Source organism: Pseudomonas sp. GM55, assembly GCF_000282395.1.
Taxonomy (GTDB): domain Bacteria; phylum Pseudomonadota; class Gammaproteobacteria; order Pseudomonadales; family Pseudomonadaceae; genus Aquipseudomonas; species Aquipseudomonas fluorescens_CC.
Map to the genome: position 1 here is coordinate 123632 of NZ_AKJJ01000047.1, position 16685 is coordinate 140316.

A 16685-nucleotide genomic window follows, 5' to 3' on the forward strand; every position below is an offset into this window, starting at 1 on the left:
CACAAGGGAGTTGTGGATAACTCAGCCCTTCTTGATTTTCTCCGGCCGCTTCCAGCCATCGATGTTCTTCTGGCGAGCGCGCCCAATTGCCAACTGGGACTTATCCACAGTCGAGGTAATGGTCGAACCGGCCGCCGTGGTCGCTCCGTCGAGGATATCCACAGGCGCCACCAACGAGTTGTTGGAGCCGATGAACACATCTTCACCCAGCACGGTTTTCCACTTATTCACACCATCGTAATTGCAGGTGATGGTGCCGGCGCCGATATTGGTGCGCGCGCCGATCTCGGCATCGCCCAGATAGGTCAGGTGACCGGCCTTGGCGCCTTCGCCCAGGTGGGCGTTTTTCAGCTCGACGAAGTTACCCACATGCGCGCGGGCTTCCAGCACGGTACCTGGACGCAGACGCGCGAACGGGCCGGCATCGCTGCCTTCACCCAGAATGGCACCTTCGATATGGCTGTTGGCCTTGATGACCACGCCTTTGCGCAGGGTGCTGTCCTTGATCACGCAGTTCGGGCCGATCACCACGTCATCCTCAATGACAACCTTGCCTTCGAGAATCACGTTGATGTCGATGAGTACGTCGCGCCCGACCGTGACTTCACCACGAATGTCGAAACGAGCCGGGTCGCGCAGCGTCACACCTTGAGCCATCAAACGGCGACCGGCGCGCAATTGATAATGCCGCTCCAGTTCGGAAAGCTGCTTGCGGTCGTTGGCGCCCTGCACTTCCATGGCGTCGTGCGGTTGCTCGGTGGCCACCACCAGACCATCGCTCACTGCCATGGCAATGATGTCGGTCAAGTAGTACTCGCCTTGTGCGTTGTTGTTGGAGAGACGGCTCATCCAGTCGCCAAGACGGGCAAAAGGCAGCGCCAGAATGCCGGTATTGCCTTCGGTGATCTGGCGTTCGGCGTCATTGGCATCTTTCTGTTCGACGATGGCCGCAACCTTGCCAGCGGCATCACGAACAATGCGGCCATAACCGGTCGGGTCATCCAGTTCGACGGTCAGCAAGCCCAACTGCTGCGGCCCCACCTGCTTGAGCAGGCGCTGCAGGGTTTCGACCTCGATCAACGGCACATCACCGTATAGCACCAGGACGGTATCGGACTGAATGAACGGCACTGCTTGAGCAACGGCGTGACCGGTACCCAGCTGTTTATCCTGCAGGACGAAGTTCAGGTCATCCGCCGCCAGGCGTTCGCGTACGGCATCGGCACCATGACCGATCACCACGTGAATGCGCTGTGGATCAAGTTGCCGTGCGCTGTGGATAACATGACCGAGCATGGAGTTGCCGGCAATCGGGTGCAAGACTTTCGGCAATGCGGAACGCATACGCGTACCTTGGCCAGCAGCGAGGATAACAATTTCAAGAGACATGACTGGCTACCAATCCTGGGTGGTCAGCGGCTGCGACCAGGTTGTAAAAATCGGAAAAGAAAAAAGGGTAGCCGAGGCTACCCTTTTTAATCAATCACACAACAAGTGCAGCCTTAATGGCCGAACTTCTTGCGGATCTGCTGGACGGTGCGCAGCTGGGCTGCAGCCTCGGCCAGACGTGCGGCAGCAGAACCGTAATCGAATTCCGCGCCTCGCTCATGCAGGGCTTTCTCGGCAGCCTTAACGGCTTCCAAAGCTGCGGCTTCGTCCAGGTCGGCAGCACGTTGCACGGTGTCGGCAAGAACCTTGACCATGTTCGGCTGAACCTCGAGGAAACCACCGGAGATGTAATACACCTCCTCTTCCCCGCCCTGCTTGACCAGGCGGATCGGACCTGGCTTCAGATTAGTGATCAGCGGCGCGTGACCCAGGGCGATACCAAGATCACCCAGTGCACCGTGCGCAATCACCATCTCGACCAGACCGGAAAAGATTTCTCCTTCCGCGCTGACGATATCGCAATGGACTGTCATAGCCATCTGATTGCCTCAACCTAAATTAGCGCCCGTTGCCGGGCGCCGGGATTACAGTTTCTTGGCTTTCTCGATCGCTTCTTCGATGCCGCCAACCATGTAGAACGCTTGTTCTGGCAGGTGGTCGTAGTCACCGTTGAGGATGCCTTTGAAGCCAGCAATGGTGTCTTTCAGGGAAACGTATTTACCCGATGCACCGGTGAAGACTTCAGCCACGAAGAACGGCTGCGACAAGAAACGCTGGATCTTACGAGCACGGTTTACCAACTGCTTGTCGGCTTCCGACAGCTCGTCCATACCCAGGATCGCAATGATGTCCTTCAGTTCTTTGTAACGCTGCAGCACGTACTGAACACCGCGAGCGGTTTCGTAGTGGTCGTTGCCGATCACGTTCGGGTCCAGCTGACGCGAAGTCGAGTCCAGTGGGTCTACCGCCGGATAGATACCCAGGGAAGCGATGTCACGGGACAGAACGACGGTGGCGTCCAGGTGAGCAAACGTGGTCGCTGGCGACGGGTCGGTCAAGTCGTCCGCTGGTACGTATACGGCCTGGATCGAAGTAATCGAACCTTGCTTGGTCGAAGTGATGCGCTCTTGCAGCACGCCCATCTCTTCAGCCAGGGTCGGCTGGTAACCTACTGCCGAAGGCATACGGCCCAGCAGTGCGGATACTTCGGTACCGGCCAGGGTGTAACGATAGATGTTGTCGACGAACAGCAGAACGTCGTTACCTTCGTCACGGAACTTCTCGGCCATGGTCAGGCCGGTCAGGGCTACGCGCAGACGGTTTCCCGGCGGCTCGTTCATTTGACCGTAAACCAGTGCCACTTTGTCCAGAACGTTGGAGTCCTTCATCTCGTGGTAGAAGTCGTTACCCTCACGAGTACGCTCACCCACACCGGCGAACACGGAATAACCGCTGTGCTCGATGGCGATGTTACGGATCAGTTCCATCATGTTTACGGTCTTGCCTACACCGGCACCACCGAACAGACCGACTTTACCGCCCTTGGCGAACGGGCAAACCAGGTCGATAACCTTGATGCCTGTTTCCAGCAGGTCGTTGCCGCCCGCTTGTTCAGCGAAAGATGGCGCAGGACGGTGAATGCCCCAGCGCTCTTCGGTGTCGATCGGACCAGCTTCGTCAATCGGGTTGCCCAGTACGTCCATGATCCGGCCCAGGGTCGCTTTACCGACCGGTACGGAGATGGCAGCGCCAGAGTCGACAACGTCCAGACCGCGCTTCAAGCCTTCGGTGGAACCCATCGCAATGGTACGAACTACGCCGTCGCCCAGCTGTTGCTGAACTTCCAGGGTAGTGTCCGCGCCTTGTACTTTCAGCGCGTTGTAGATGCTCGGTACGCTGTCGCGTGGAAATTCCACGTCGATAACGGCGCCGATGATTTGAACGATACGTCCGCTACTCATAGCTGGATCCTCTGAATATTTGAACCGTTAAACCGCGGCAGCGCCGCCGACGATTTCCGAGATCTCTTGGGTGATCGCAGCCTGACGCGCCTTGTTGTAGACCAGCTGCAAATCGCTGATCAAATCACCGGCGTTGTCGGTAGCGTTCTTCATCGCGATCATCCGCGCAGCTTGTTCAGCCGCGTTGTTCTCGACCACCGCCTGGTAGACCTGCGACTCCACGTAACGGACCATCAAGCCGTCGAGCAGCTCCTTGGCATCCGGTTCGTAGAGATAGTCCCAGTGGTGCTTGAGTTCTTGATCCGGGGTTGCCACCAGTGGAATCAACTGCTCCACGGTAGGCTGTTGTGTCATGGTGTTGATGAACTTGTTGGACACCACGGACAGGCGGTCAATACGGCCGTCCAGATAGGCATCCAGCATCACCTTGACGCTGCCGATCAGATCATTGATCGACGGCTCTTCACCCAGGTGGCTGATAGCTGCAACGACGTTACCGCCGAAGTTGCGGAAGAAAGCCGCACCCTTGCTACCAACTACACACAGATCGATCTCGACGCCGTTTTCGCGGTTTACCGCCATGTCCTTGACCAAAGCCTTGAACAGGTTGGTGTTCAAGCCACCACACAGACCACGGTCACTGCTCACGACGACATAACCGACGCGCTTTACTTCGCGGTCGATCATGAACGGGTGGCGATATTCCGGGTTAGCGTTGGCCAGATGGCCAATAACCTGGCGGATGCGCTCCGCATAAGGACGGCTAGCAGCCATGCGCATTTGTGCCTTGCGCATTTTGCTGACCGCCACTTTTTCCATGGCGCTGGTAATCTTTTGCGTGCTTTTGATGCTCGCAATCTTACTGCGAATCTCTTTTGCGCCTGCCATGTAACACCTATCAGGTTAGCAAGCGGGAGCCTTGCGACTCCCGCTGCGGCTTACCAGGTTTGGGTGGCCTTGAACTTCTCGATACCGGCTTTCAGGCCGCCATCGATTTCGTCATTGAAGTCACCCTTCACGTTGATCTTCGCCATCAAGTCGGCGTGATCGCGGTTGAAGTAAGCAATCAGCGCTTGCTCGAAGCTGCCGACTTTGGTGATTTCAACGTCAGTCAGGAACCCACGCTCAGCGGCATACAGCGACAGCGACATGTCGGCGATCGACATTGGCGCGTATTGCTTCTGCTTCATCAGCTCGGTAACGCGCTGACCATGCTCAAGTTGCTTACGGGTCGCTTCGTCCAGGTCAGAAGCGAACTGGGCGAATGCCGCCAGTTCACGGTACTGAGCCAGAGCGGTACGGATACCACCGGACAGCTTCTTGATGATCTTGGTCTGAGCGGCACCACCCACACGGGATACCGAAACACCGGCGTTCACTGCAGGACGGATGCCCGAGTTGAACATGGCCGATTCCAGGAAGATCTGACCGTCGGTGATGGAAATCACGTTGGTCGGAACGAACGCGGAAACGTCGCCAGCCTGGGTTTCGATGATCGGCAGTGCGGTCAGGGAACCGGTTTTACCGGTCACTGCGCCGTTGGTGAACTTCTCTACGTACTCTTCCGAAACGCGGGATGCGCGCTCCAGCAGACGGGAGTGGAGATAGAACACGTCGCCTGGGTAAGCTTCACGGCCTGGTGGACGGCGCAGCAGCAGGGAGATCTGGCGGTAAGCCACTGCTTGCTTGGACAGATCGTCATAAACGATCAGCGCGTCTTCACCGCGGTCGCGGAAGAATTCACCCATGGTGCAACCGGCGTACGGTGCCAGGTATTGCAGCGCAGGAGATTCCGAAGCACTGGCAGCCACGATGATCGTGTTCTTCAGTGCGCCGTTTTCTTCCAGCTTGCGAACCACGTTGGCGATGGTCGATTGCTTCTGACCGATGGCTACGTAGACGCAGAAAATGCCGCTGTCTTTCTGGTTGATGATCGCGTCGATCGCCAGAGCGGTTTTACCGATCTGACGGTCACCGATGATCAGCTCACGCTGGCCACGGCCGACAGGGATCATGGCATCGACAGCCTTGTAGCCAGTCTGTACAGGCTGGTCTACCGACTTACGCCAGATCACGCCTGGAGCAACTTTCTCGACCGCGTCGGTCTGGGTGTTGTTCAGCGGACCTTTGCCGTCAACCGGGTTACCCAGTGCATCGACTACGCGACCCAGCAGTTCCTTACCTACCGGAACTTCCAGGATACGGCCGGTGCACTTGGCGCTCATGCCTTCAGCCAGAGACTGGTATGCGCCCAAAATAACGGCACCTACGGAGTCTTGCTCCAGGTTGAGGGCCATACCGTAGACGCCGCCCGGAAACTCGATCATCTCGCCGGACATAACGTCGGCCAGACCGTGAATCCGCACGATGCCGTCAGATACGCTGACGACAGTGCCTTCGTTACGGGCTTGGGAGGTCACATCGAGCTTGTCGATGCGGCCCTTGATAATTTCACTTATTTCGGAAGGATTGAGTTGCTGCATTGCTCTGCTGCCCCTTCAAACTCAAGATTTCAATGCTTCGGCAAGTTTCGCGATTTTGCCGCGAATCGAGCCATCGATAACCAGGTCGCCGGCGCGGATGACAACACCCCCAATCAGGGATGAATCTTCCTCGACTTGCAGGCGCACTTCCCGGTTGAGTCGTGCACTGAGAACCTTGGCGAGTTTGTCTTGCTGTTCTTGGTTCAATGCGAAAGCACTGGTCACTTCTACGTCTACCGATTTCTCTTGCTCGGCCTTGTACAGGTCGAACAGAGCGGCGATCTCCGGCAGAAGCAGGAGGCGCTCGTTTTCGGCAACAACGTGGATGAAATTCTGTGCCTTGGCATCGAACTTGTCGCCGCACACGTCAATGAACGTGGCGGCCTTTTCTGCGCTCGTCAGTCGCGGGGCCTTGAGCACGCTCTGCATGGTGTCGTCTTCCGACACCGCTGCAGCCAGGCCGAGCATGGCTGACCAATTGGCCAGTTGCTGGTGGGCCTGAGCGTGCTCGAAGGCCGCCTTAGCGTAAGGTCGGGCCAACGTGGTCAGTTCTGCCATGATCGCCCTCGCTTAGATTTCAGCAGCCAGTTGGTTAACCAGCTCTGCGTGCGCGTTTTGATCGATTGCCTTGCCCAGGATCTTCGAAGCACCGCCAACGGCCAGGCTACCCACTTGGGCGCGCAGCGCGTCTTTGACGCTGTTCAGTTCCTGTTCGATCTCGGCCTGAGCCTGAGCCTTCACACGGTCAGCTTCGACGCGAGCCTGTTCACGGGCTTCGTCGACAATCTGGGTACCGCGTTTCTTGGCTTGCTCGATGATTTCAGCTGCCTGAGCTTTCGCTTCGCGCAGTTGCTGACCCGCTTTCTCTTGGGCCAACTCCAGGTCGCGAGCTGCTCGGCTGGCAGCGTCCAGACCATCAGCGATCTTCTTTTGACGTTCGTGCAGTGCCGTGATGACCGGAGGCCATACGAACTTCATGCAGAACAGTACAAAAATCAGGAACGCAACGGACTGGCCAATCAGGGTCGCATTAATGTTCACGCCAACACCTCGCAGTTACGTTGTCCATCACACCAAATTACCCGGAAGATCCGAGTAATTAGCCAGCGATTTGACCAACGAACGGGTTCGCAAAGGTGAAGAACAGAGCGATACCAACACCGATCATGGTTACGGCGTCGAGCAGACCGGCAACGATGAACATTTTAACTTGCAGCATTGGAACCATTTCTGGCTGACGCGCTGCGCCTTCCAGGAACTTGCCGCCCAGCAGGCCGAAACCAATTGCGGTACCCAGTGCGCCCAGGCCGATCAACAGTGCAACAGCGATAGCGGTTAGACCAACTACAGTTTCCATCTTTCCTCCCGACTTTTACGTCGTATGGTTTAGGTTTTTTAGATTAAAGCGGTAAAACAAATCGTTTCAGAGGCCCGGTAAAGAGCCCCTTCCCGTTTGACCGGGAAGGACATCAGACTAGTCGAGACTGGCCTTAATGGTTTTCTTCGTGCGCCATCGACAGGTAGACGATGGTCAGCATCATGAAGATGAATGCCTGCAGGGTGATGATCAGGATGTGGAACACAGCCCACGCCCACTGCAGTACGACGCCCAGGCCGCTGAGCCAGAGCAGACCGCTGCCGAACATCACAGCAATCAGAATGAAGACCAGCTCGCCGGCGTACATGTTGCCGAACAGACGCAGAGCCAGGGAGATCGGCTTGGCGATCAGGGTCACGAATTCCAGCAGGAAGTTCACCGGGATCAGCAGGGCTTGAACGAAGATGTTCTTGCTGCCGAACGGGTGCAGGGTCAGCTCGCCGATGAAGCCGCCGAGGCCCTTGATCTTGATGCTGTAGAAAATGATCAGCGCGAATACCGTGAAGGCCATGGCCAGAGTCGCGTTCGGGTCGGTGGTCGACACGGCGCGGAACGGGATGTGGTGGTCGCCGGAGATCAGGATGGCCAGCTGAGGAATCCAGTCGACCGGTACCAGGTCGACGGCGTTCATCAGGAACACCCAGACGAAGATGGTCAGTGCCAGCGGTGCAATCACCGGGCTACGGCCATGGAAGCTGTCTTTCACGCTGCCATCGACGAATTCGACCAAAACTTCAACGAAGTTCTGCAAAGCACCTGGCTGACCGGAAGTCGCTTTCTTTGCCGCCATGCGGAAAAGAAGAACGAAGATCAGACCCAAAGCGATCGACCAGCCGAGAGTATCGACGTGGAAAGCCCAGAAGCCCATTTCCTTGGCTTCTGCTGCGGTGTGGGCAAAGCCCCAGCCGCCGGTAGGGTGCTGACCGAAGGTCAGGTTCTGCAAGTGGTGCTGGATATAGCCCGAAGCGGTTGTTTCTGCCATGGTTGCCTCAAACGCCCTAAGGTCTCGAAAGTCTTGTTCTCATCAGCAGGGGAGCGAACCAGCTGACCAGTTGGGTCAGCACGAAGACGCCGAATACAGCCAGCGGCGCCAATGGCTTCACACCTGCGAACGTCAATGCAAAAAGCACCGCCGTCAAAATCAGTTTGCCCGCCTCGCCGGCATAAAATGACCGGACGATGGCTTGAGCTGCCCGGGCGCCGGAAAACCGAAATGCCCTGTGAGCGAAATAAACATTGGGCAGCAAGGCTATCAGGCCTCCGCAAAGTCCCGAGTACCCGGCAACGACTCCATACCGTTGCCAGAGCGCCAAAGCGGCAATGAGCAGAACGACAAATTGAGCCATTAACACCGGAAAAACTGCCAGGCGATGGAACGGCAGGCGGTTTGGCGTGCGGGTTTCCATCACTTTTGCTCTCCAATGGCCGGCTGCCGAAATTCAATAACTTGGCATAATTTGTGCCGACAAAATGCGCGCAGAGTATAGGGGCGGTTCTGCCCCTATTCAACTGTCAGGTAGTGATTTCCGTCTGCACGCTACATGAGGAAATGTTTCAGCGAATATGTGCGAGTACACCTTGTAGTTCATCCAGGGAGTTATATCCAATTACTAACTGCCCTTTACCCTTCTTACCGTGGCGAATCTGCACCGCAGAGCCTAGGCGCTCGGCCAGGCGCTGTTCGAGGCGGGCGATATCCGGGTCCGGTTTTACCGGTTCAACAGGCTCCGGTTTGCCACTCAACCACTGGCGAACAAGTGCCTCGGTTTGGCGCACAGTCAGCCCGCGTGCGACAACATGTCGCGCCCCTTCAACCTGTTGATTGTCCGGCAAACCGAGCAAAGCACGGGCATGACCCATTTCCAGGTCGCCGTGGGACAACATGGTCTTGATGACTTCCGGCAAGGAGATCAGGCGCAGCAGGTTAGCCACGGTCACCCGGGACTTGCCCACGGCCTCGGCCACCTGTTGTTGAGTCAGCTGGAATTCCTGCTGCAAGCGCTGCAGGGCTACCGCTTCTTCAATCGGGTTCAGGTCTTCGCGCTGGATGTTCTCGATCAGCGCAATGGCAATGGCGGTTTCATCCGGCACATCGCGCACCATCGCCGGAATGGTTTCCTGCCCGGCCTGCTGGCTGGCGCGCCAGCGGCGTTCACCGGCAATGATTTCAAAGCGGCCGCCGCCAATCGGGCGTACCACGATCGGCTGCATCACGCCTTGCGCCTTGATCGACATCGCCAGCTCTTCCAGAGCTTGAGGATCCATATCGCGACGCGGTTGGTATTTGCCGCGCTGGAGCAGGTCCAGCGGCAGGTGTTGCAGCTCACGCTGATCGGCTTGCGCCGCTTGTTCTTCCAGCGAGCTGACAGTCGGACCACTCAACAGAGCATCCAGTCCACGTCCGAGACCTCGTTTCTTGACGGCCATGGGGATTCCTTAAGTTGCCTGAGCAGCGGCGATGCGTGAGTTTTTGCGTTGACGACGAACCATTTCGCCCGCCAATGCCAGATAGGCAACGGCGCCTCGCGATGCTTTGTCGTACGCCAGCGCCGGCATGCCGTAGCTTGGTGCTTCGGCCAGACGGATGTTGCGCGGAATGACGGTGTCGTAGAGCTGCTCGCCGAAGTGTTCCTTGAGCTGCGCCGAGACATCGTTCATCAGGCTCAGGCGCGGGTCGTACATCGTACGCAACAGGCCTTCGACCTTGAGGTTCGGGTTCAGCAGTTCAGCGATACGCTTGATGTTATCCACAAGGTCGCTCAAGCCTTCCAGTGCGAAGTACTCGCACTGCATGGGGATAATTACCCCGTCGGCGGCAACCAGTGCGTTGAGGGTCAACATCGACAGCGACGGCGGGCAGTCGATCAGGATGTAATCGTAATTTTCCCGGATCGGCGCCAGCGCGCTGCGCAGACGGCTTTCCTTCATCTGCATTTCCAGCAGCACCACTTCGGCCGCGGTGAGGTCGCGGTTGGCCGGCAACAACTGGTAACCACCGTGTTCAGAGAAGTGCATGGCCTGGGCCAGATCACATTCGCCGATCAGCAGGTCGTAGACCGAGTTTTCCAGGCCATGTTTATCCACACCGCTACCCATGGTGGCGTTGCCCTGTGGATCAAGGTCTATCAACAGCACCCGGCGCTTGGTCGCGACCAGGGATGCTGCGAGGTTGATGCAGGTGGTGGTTTTACCCACGCCACCCTTTTGGTTCGCAATCGCGAATACCTTAGCCATTCTTGCTTGTGTTCCCAATCATGCCGTGCGGCGCAGTATCAGCAGATGGCGTTGGCCTTGGCAACCAGGTACGGCCAGGGCGTGTTCGCTATCGAGGTGGAAGTCTGCCGGCAATGCTACCAGCTCATCGGCGGGATGAACGCCCTTCATTGCCAGCCAGCGTGTTTCGCTATCGCCTAGGTGGCGAGTCCAGTTGCTGAAGTTTTCCATGCTGCTGAACGCACGGGAAATGATCCCGTTGAATGGCTGGGCAGGCTGGAACGCTTCGACGCGACTGTGGATAACTTGCAGGTTATCCAGTTTGAGTTCGAGTTTTACCTGGGTCAGAAAGCGGGTTTTCTTGCCGTTGCTGTCCAGGCAGGTCACCTGGGACTCGGGAAACAGGATGGCCAACGGGATGCCAGGCATGCCGCCGCCGCTGCCGACGTCGAGCCAGCGTCCGTTTTCGATGAATGACATCACGCTCAGACTGTCGAGTAGATGACGGGACACCATTTCGTCCGGATCACGCACGGCAGTGAGGTTGTAAGCCTTGTTCCATTTGATCAACAAGGCCAGATAACCCAGCAGTTGCCCGTGCTGGGTTTCTGTCAGCGTGACGCCAAGCTGGCTGGCACCTGTGGATAACTCTTCTGCATGTTGCGAAGTGACCAACGAACTCAAGCGCTTTGCTCCAACTGACGGCCCGCGCCGCGTTTTTTCAAATGAATCATCAACAGCGAAATGGCTGCCGGCGTTACGCCCGGGATACGCGAAGCCTGGCCCAAAGTCTCTGGACGGGTCGCACCGAGCTTGCTCTGGATCTCTTTGGAGAGACCGGAAATATTCGTGTAATCGATATCCACAGGCAGTTTGGTGTCCTCGCTGGCTCGCAAGCGGGCGATTTCGTCCTGTTGACGATCAATGTAACCGGCGTATTTGGTCTTGATCTCGACCTGCTCGGCCACCTGTGGATCTTCTGCCCCGTCACCGGTCACTTCGATCAGACCAGCGTAGTCGATTTCCGGACGGCTCAAGAGATTGAGCAGGTTGTATTCGTGAGTCAGCGGCGTGCCGAATTTTTCGGCGATCGCATCGCCTTGTTCGGTACCCGGACGAACCCAGGTGCTTTTCAGACGCTGCTCTTCCAGTTCGATGCTTTCGCGCTTCTTGCAGAAAGCCGCCCAACGTACGTCATCCACCAGGCCCAGTTCGCGGCCTTTTTCGGTCAGGCGCAGGTCGGCGTTGTCTTCACGCAGGATCAGACGGTATTCGGCACGGGACGTGAACATCCGGTACGGCTCTTGGGTACCGAGGGTAATCAGGTCGTCGACCAATACGCCGATGTAGGCCTCGTCGCGACGCGGGCACCAGGCTTCTTTGCCTTGTGCACGCAGTGCGGCGTTGGTTCCGGCCAGCAGCCCCTGGGCGCCGGCTTCTTCGTAACCGGTGGTGCCGTTGATTTGCCCGGCGAAGAACAGGCCGCCGATGACTTTGGTTTCCAGGCTGTACTTCAGGTCACGCGGGTCGAAGTAGTCGTACTCGATGGCGTAGCCCGGACGCACGATGTGTGCGTTTTCCATGCCGCGGATCGATTGCACGATCTGCAGTTGCACGTCGAACGGCAGGGATGTGGATATCCCGTTCGGATACAGCTCGTTTGTCGTCAGGCCTTCCGGTTCGATGAAGACCTGGTGGCTTTCCTTGTCGGCAAAGCGATGGATCTTGTCTTCGATTGACGGGCAGTAACGCGGGCCGATGCCTTCGATCTCACCGGCAGCGGAATACATCGGCGAACGGTCGAGGTTCGCGGCAATGATTTCGTGGGTGCGCGCGTTCGTGTGGGTAATCCAGCAACTGACCTGCTGTGGATGCTGCTCCTTGTTGCCCATGAACGACATCACCGGGATCGGCGTATCGCCCGGTTGTTCGGTCATCACCGAGAAATCCACAGACCGGCCGTCGATACGCGGTGGAGTACCGGTTTTCAAACGACCCACACGCAATGGCAGTTCACGCAGACGATGAGCCAGCGCGATCGATGGTGGATCACCGGCGCGACCGCCGGAGAAATTCTGCAAACCGATGTGGATAAGTCCACCAAGGAAGGTGCCGGTGGTCAACACCACGGAATCGGCGAAGAAACGCAGGCCCATCTGGGTAACCACACCACGGACTTGTTCCTGCTCGACGATCAGATCGTCTGCAGCCTGTTGAAATATCCACAGGTTCGGCTGGTTTTCCAGGATTTCGCGGACAGCGGCTTTGTACAGAACCCGGTCTGCCTGTGCGCGGGTTGCTCGCACAGCGGGGCCTTTACGGCTGTTCAACACGCGAAACTGGATGCCGCCTTTATCGGTAGCCATGGCCATCGCGCCGCCGAGGGCATCGATTTCCTTGACCAGGTGGCTTTTGCCGATCCCGCCAATGGCCGGGTTGCAACTCATGGCACCGAGGGTTTCCACGTTATGCGTCAGCAACAGGGTTTTAACCCCCATACGTGCTGAGGCCAGTGCTGCCTCGGTACCGGCATGACCGCCGCCGATGACGATCACTTCAAAACGGGAAGGGAAATCCACCACGCACCTCGTGCCTGCTTAAGTAGGTAATTCAGGAATAGTTTGAGCTCAGGTTTTCGGACCTGGTCGACAAGTATAGGGACTTCGCCCTTCCTAAAGAACCCTTTGCACAAAATTTAACCAGCTGTGGAAAAGTCGGGGTTATAGAAATTAAAAAGAGAGAAATTTATTAAATCTTTGTTTTTATGTTTATTTCTATGCACATGCCTTTCTGTGGATAGATCTACACAGCCCTTTATTTTCAATGTGTACAGAGATTCAAAACCCTGTGTTCATGTGCCAATGAGGCCCTTGGATAACCGGTGTAAGCCTGTGGATGAAAGGGGTGGTTATCCACAGAGGCGGTTATGTTCAGTTTTTGGGCCCTGTTATCAACTGACCTTAGCGGCGGTTATTCACAGGGCTTAATCCACAGAAAAGCCCTGTTTGCGCGAAATTCAGGTGCAGGAATTCCGCTCAAGCAGACAAAGTCCGCTCGGCACTGGAAGGTTTATTCAGAAAAGGAGAGAGCAGACAGGCGCGAATGGCCTGTCTGTGAACAACAGGAGGGCTACTTACCGATGCAGAAGCTGGAGAAAATCCGCCCCAACAGATCGTCAGAGCTGAAGGCGCCGGTGATTTCTCCGAGCGATTGCTGAGCCTGGCGCAGATCTTCGGCCAACAACTCGCCAGCACCGGCCAGGGTCAATTGAGCGCGACCATGTTCGAGAGCTGCACTGGCATGACCTAGCGCCTCCAGGTGTCGCCGGCGAGCACTGAAACTGCTTTCGGACGTTTGCTCGTAGCCCATGCAGGCCTTCAAGTGGTCGCGCAGCAGCTCCAGGCCGACGCCACCGGACTTGGCGCTCAGGCTGATGGTGACGTGGCCATCGTCGCTGACCTCGATGGCAATGGCTTCACCCGTAAGGTCGGCCTTGTTGCGGATCAGGGTAACTTTCGCGGGATCGGGACGGATTTCGAGAAATTCCGGCCATAGTGCGAATGGGTCGAGGGCTTCCGGTGCCGTAGCGTCGACTACCAGCAGCACCCGATCCGCTTCGCCGATGGCTTTCAAGGCTCGCTCGACGCCGATCTTTTCCACATGGTCATCGGTGTCGCGCAGACCGGCGGTATCCACCACATGCAGCGGCATGCCATCGATGTGGATATGTTCCCGAAGCACGTCCCGGGTGGTGCCGGCAATTTCGGTCACGATCGCCGCTTCACGCCCGGCCAGCGCATTTAGCAGGCTGGATTTACCGGCATTCGGACGGCCGGCAATGACCACGGTCATACCGTCTCGCAGCAAGGCGCCCTGCCCGGCTTCGCGCATGACGGTGGATAACTCGTCGCGGACTTTGTCGAGCATGCTCAGGACGTGGCCGTCAGCGAGGAAGTCGATTTCCTCTTCCGGGAAATCGATGGCCGCTTCGACATAGATTCGCAGGCCGATCAGTTGCTCGGTGAGGTTATGCACACGTGACGAGAATGCACCCTGCAGGGAGCGCAACGCGTTTCGCGCAGCCTGGGCGGAACTGGCTTCAATCAGGTCGGCAATCGCTTCGGCCTGAGCGAGGTCCAGTTTGTCGTTGAGGAAGGCGCGCTCACTGAATTCCCCCGGGCGGGCGAGACGGCAACCCAGTTCCAGGCAGCGCTTGAGCAACATATCCAGAACGATCGGACCGCCATGGCCCTGGAGTTCCAGCACATCTTCGCCGGTGAACGAGTTTGGCCCAGGAAAATACAGGGCGATGCCCTGGTCCAGCACCTCGTCGTGTTCACCGAGAAACGGGCCATAGTGGGCAAATCGCGGCTTGAGCTCGCGACCACTGAAGGCCTTGGCCGCAACGCTGGCCAATGGCCCGGAAATACGCACGATGCCTACACCGCCGCGACCTTGGGCGGTAGCAACGGCGGCGATGGTTTCACGAGGAACGCTCATAAACCGGTATCCAGACAAAAGTGACAGATAGCAAAACGCCCCACTAGGGGGCGTTTTGAGTGGTTATCCACAGTGTAAATCAGGCAGCTGCTTTGGTAGCCGCTTCGATCTTACGAGTGATGTACCACTGTTGGGCGATCGACAGGCAGTTGTTCACTACCCAGTACAGCACCAGACCCGCCGGGAACCACAGGAAGAAGAAGGTGAAGATGATTGGCATCAGCTTCATGACCTTGGCCTGCATCGGATCCGGTGGAGTCGGGTTCAGCTGCTGCTGGATGAACATGGTTGCACCCATGATGATCGGCAGAATGAAGAACGGATCCTTGATCGACAGGTCGGTAATCCACAGCATGAACGGCGCCTGACGCATCTCGACGCTTTCCAGCAGAACCCAGTACAGCGAGAGGAAAACCGGCATCTGCACGAGGATTGGCAAGCAACCACCCAGCGGATTGATCTTCTCTTTCTTGTACAGCTCCATCATGGCTTGCGACATTTTCTGCCGGTCATCGCCATGCTGCTCTTTCAGCGCTGCCAGTTTCGGTGCCACTGCACGCATGCGCGCCATGGATTTGTAGCTGGCAGCCGACAGCGGGAAGAAGATCCCTTTGATCAGCATGGTCAGGAAGATGATCGACCAGCCCCAGTTACCCACAATGGCGTGGATGTGTTGCAGCAACCAGAAGATCGGTTGGGCGATAAACCACAGAATGCCGTAGTCGACCGTCAGTTCCAGACCTGGGGATAACTGTTTCAGCACGGCCTGGCTTTTCGGACCGGCGTACAGAACAGCGCTGGTCTCGGCCTTGGCACCTGGCGCAACACTCATCGATGGGCCGGTGTAGCCGATGATGTAGTTGCCTTTGCTGTCTTTGCGGGTCTGGACGACGTTGTTTTCGCCCTTGGCCGGAATCCATGCAGTCACGAAGTAGTGCTGCAACCAGGCAACCCAACCGCCAGTGACGGTTTCTTTGAGCGGTGCCTTGTCCATGTCCTTCATGGACACTTTCTTGTACGGCTCGGAACTTGTCCACAGGGCGGCGCCCAGGTAAGTCGCGGTGCCGGTAGCCGTGGTCGACGAAGGATCGGCGCTGGCGTCACGCTTCAACTGGGCGAACATCGCACCAGTCCAGGGCTGGGCGCTCTGGTTGTCGATCAGGTAGGAAACGGTTACGTCGTACAGGCCGCGTTTCAGGGTGAAACGCTTGATGTAGTTGACGCCGTCCTTGCTGAACTTCAGGTCTACGACCAATTGGTCCTGACCGTCAGCCAGTTGATAAACCTTCTTCTCCGCGGAGTAAACCGGACGACCGGCCGGATTGGCATCCGGACCGTTGCTGCCGATCAAGCCACTTTGCGCCAGATAAGTACGTTCGCCGCCGTTATCGAACAGCTGGAACGGAATTTCCGGGTGATCCTGACGACGCGGATACAGCGGCAGGGTCAGTTGGGCAACATCGCCACCTTGTGGGTCGATAGCCAGGTCCAGTACATCCGTTTTGATCTGGATGAGGTCCTTGCTCACAGCCACCGGCGTTTCGGCAGGTGCGCTGGTGTCGCTTGCAGCACGTGGAATGTCGTCACTGGCGGAAGCGTTGGAGCCAGATGCCGTATCCGGCAGGCCCGATGCAGTCGTATTGGTGGCAACATTCTGAGTCGGCAGGGCAGCCTGGCCATAGTCCTGGTTCCATTTAAGAACCATAACGTAGGACACGATTGCCAGGGCGACGATCAGGATCGTGCGTTTGATATCCATGA

16 protein-coding genes are annotated in these 16685 nt (G+C 57.3%); all 16 read right to left on the reverse strand.

From position 1 onward, the window contains the following. Positions 1 to 21: 21 nt before the first annotated feature. The 16 genes from glmU to yidC all read right to left on the reverse strand — a co-directional run bounded on the left by glmU (position 22) and on the right by yidC (position 16683). Positions 22 to 1389, reverse strand: a complete 1368-nt coding sequence (gene glmU, locus PMI31_RS12415) for a bifunctional UDP-N-acetylglucosamine diphosphorylase/glucosamine-1-phosphate N-acetyltransferase GlmU (protein ID WP_043302356.1) — start codon at positions 1387 to 1389, stop codon at positions 22 to 24. Between the two features lie 113 nt (positions 1390 to 1502). Next, on the reverse strand, positions 1503 to 1928 hold the full coding sequence (locus PMI31_RS12420; RefSeq protein ID WP_007985046.1) for a F0F1 ATP synthase subunit epsilon: 426 nt from the start codon (positions 1926 to 1928) through the stop codon (positions 1503 to 1505). A 45-nt stretch (positions 1929 to 1973) separates the two neighbouring features. Then, a complete protein-coding gene (atpD, locus tag PMI31_RS12425; RefSeq protein ID WP_008018365.1) occupies positions 1974 to 3350 on the reverse strand; it encodes a F0F1 ATP synthase subunit beta in 1377 nt (458 codons plus the stop codon). Between the two features lie 27 nt (positions 3351 to 3377). Then, on the reverse strand, positions 3378 to 4238 hold the full coding sequence (gene atpG, locus PMI31_RS12430) for a F0F1 ATP synthase subunit gamma (protein ID WP_007934344.1): 861 nt from the start codon (positions 4236 to 4238) through the stop codon (positions 3378 to 3380). 50 nt (positions 4239 to 4288) lie between these two features. Further along, on the reverse strand, positions 4289 to 5833 hold the full coding sequence (gene atpA, locus PMI31_RS12435) for a F0F1 ATP synthase subunit alpha (protein ID WP_008018366.1): 1545 nt from the start codon (positions 5831 to 5833) through the stop codon (positions 4289 to 4291). A gap of 21 nt (positions 5834 to 5854) precedes the next feature. Then, entirely contained in the window at positions 5855 to 6391 is a 537-nt protein-coding gene (locus PMI31_RS12440; RefSeq protein WP_008018367.1) for a F0F1 ATP synthase subunit delta, read from the reverse strand. Positions 6392 to 6403: 12 nt separating this feature from the next. Beyond that, positions 6404 to 6874: a F0F1 ATP synthase subunit B gene (locus PMI31_RS12445; RefSeq protein ID WP_007969903.1), complete on the reverse strand. Its 471-nt coding sequence runs from the start codon at positions 6872 to 6874 to the stop codon at positions 6404 to 6406. A gap of 58 nt (positions 6875 to 6932) precedes the next feature. Continuing rightward, complete coding sequence (atpE, locus tag PMI31_RS12450; protein WP_003097235.1) at positions 6933 to 7190, reverse strand: F0F1 ATP synthase subunit C; 258 nt, start codon at positions 7188 to 7190, stop codon at positions 6933 to 6935. Positions 7191 to 7323: 133 nt separating this feature from the next. Next, on the reverse strand, positions 7324 to 8193 hold the full coding sequence (gene atpB / locus PMI31_RS12455; protein ID WP_008018368.1) for a F0F1 ATP synthase subunit A: 870 nt from the start codon (positions 8191 to 8193) through the stop codon (positions 7324 to 7326). 16 nt (positions 8194 to 8209) lie between these two features. Further along, positions 8210 to 8617, reverse strand: coding sequence for a F0F1 ATP synthase subunit I (locus tag PMI31_RS12460; RefSeq protein ID WP_007985054.1), 408 nt, complete (start codon positions 8615 to 8617; stop codon positions 8210 to 8212). A 148-nt stretch (positions 8618 to 8765) separates the two neighbouring features. Continuing rightward, on the reverse strand, positions 8766 to 9638 hold the full coding sequence (locus PMI31_RS12465; RefSeq protein WP_008018370.1) for a ParB/RepB/Spo0J family partition protein: 873 nt from the start codon (positions 9636 to 9638) through the stop codon (positions 8766 to 8768). A 9-nt stretch (positions 9639 to 9647) separates the two neighbouring features. Then, on the reverse strand, positions 9648 to 10445 hold the full coding sequence (locus tag PMI31_RS12470; protein ID WP_007969897.1) for a ParA family protein: 798 nt from the start codon (positions 10443 to 10445) through the stop codon (positions 9648 to 9650). Positions 10446 to 10463: 18 nt separating this feature from the next. Next, positions 10464 to 11108 carry a 16S rRNA (guanine(527)-N(7))-methyltransferase RsmG gene (gene rsmG / locus PMI31_RS12475; RefSeq protein ID WP_008018371.1) on the reverse strand — a complete coding sequence of 215 codons (645 nt, stop codon included), beginning with the start codon at positions 11106 to 11108 and terminating at the stop codon, positions 10464 to 10466. Beyond that, positions 11105 to 13003 (reverse strand): tRNA uridine-5-carboxymethylaminomethyl(34) synthesis enzyme MnmG, encoded by a 1899-nt coding sequence (gene mnmG, locus PMI31_RS12480; RefSeq protein ID WP_008018372.1) that lies wholly within the window; start codon positions 13001 to 13003, stop codon positions 11105 to 11107. Before mnmG ends, rsmG begins: the two co-directional genes overlap by 4 nt. A 550-nt stretch (positions 13004 to 13553) precedes the next feature. Beyond that, positions 13554 to 14924 (reverse strand): tRNA uridine-5-carboxymethylaminomethyl(34) synthesis GTPase MnmE, encoded by a 1371-nt coding sequence (gene mnmE, locus PMI31_RS12485; RefSeq protein WP_008018374.1) that lies wholly within the window; start codon positions 14922 to 14924, stop codon positions 13554 to 13556. A 79-nt stretch (positions 14925 to 15003) separates the two neighbouring features. Continuing rightward, positions 15004 to 16683, reverse strand: coding sequence for a membrane protein insertase YidC (gene yidC, locus PMI31_RS12490; RefSeq protein ID WP_008018375.1), 1680 nt, complete (start codon positions 16681 to 16683; stop codon positions 15004 to 15006). Positions 16684 to 16685: the final 2 nt, after the last annotated feature.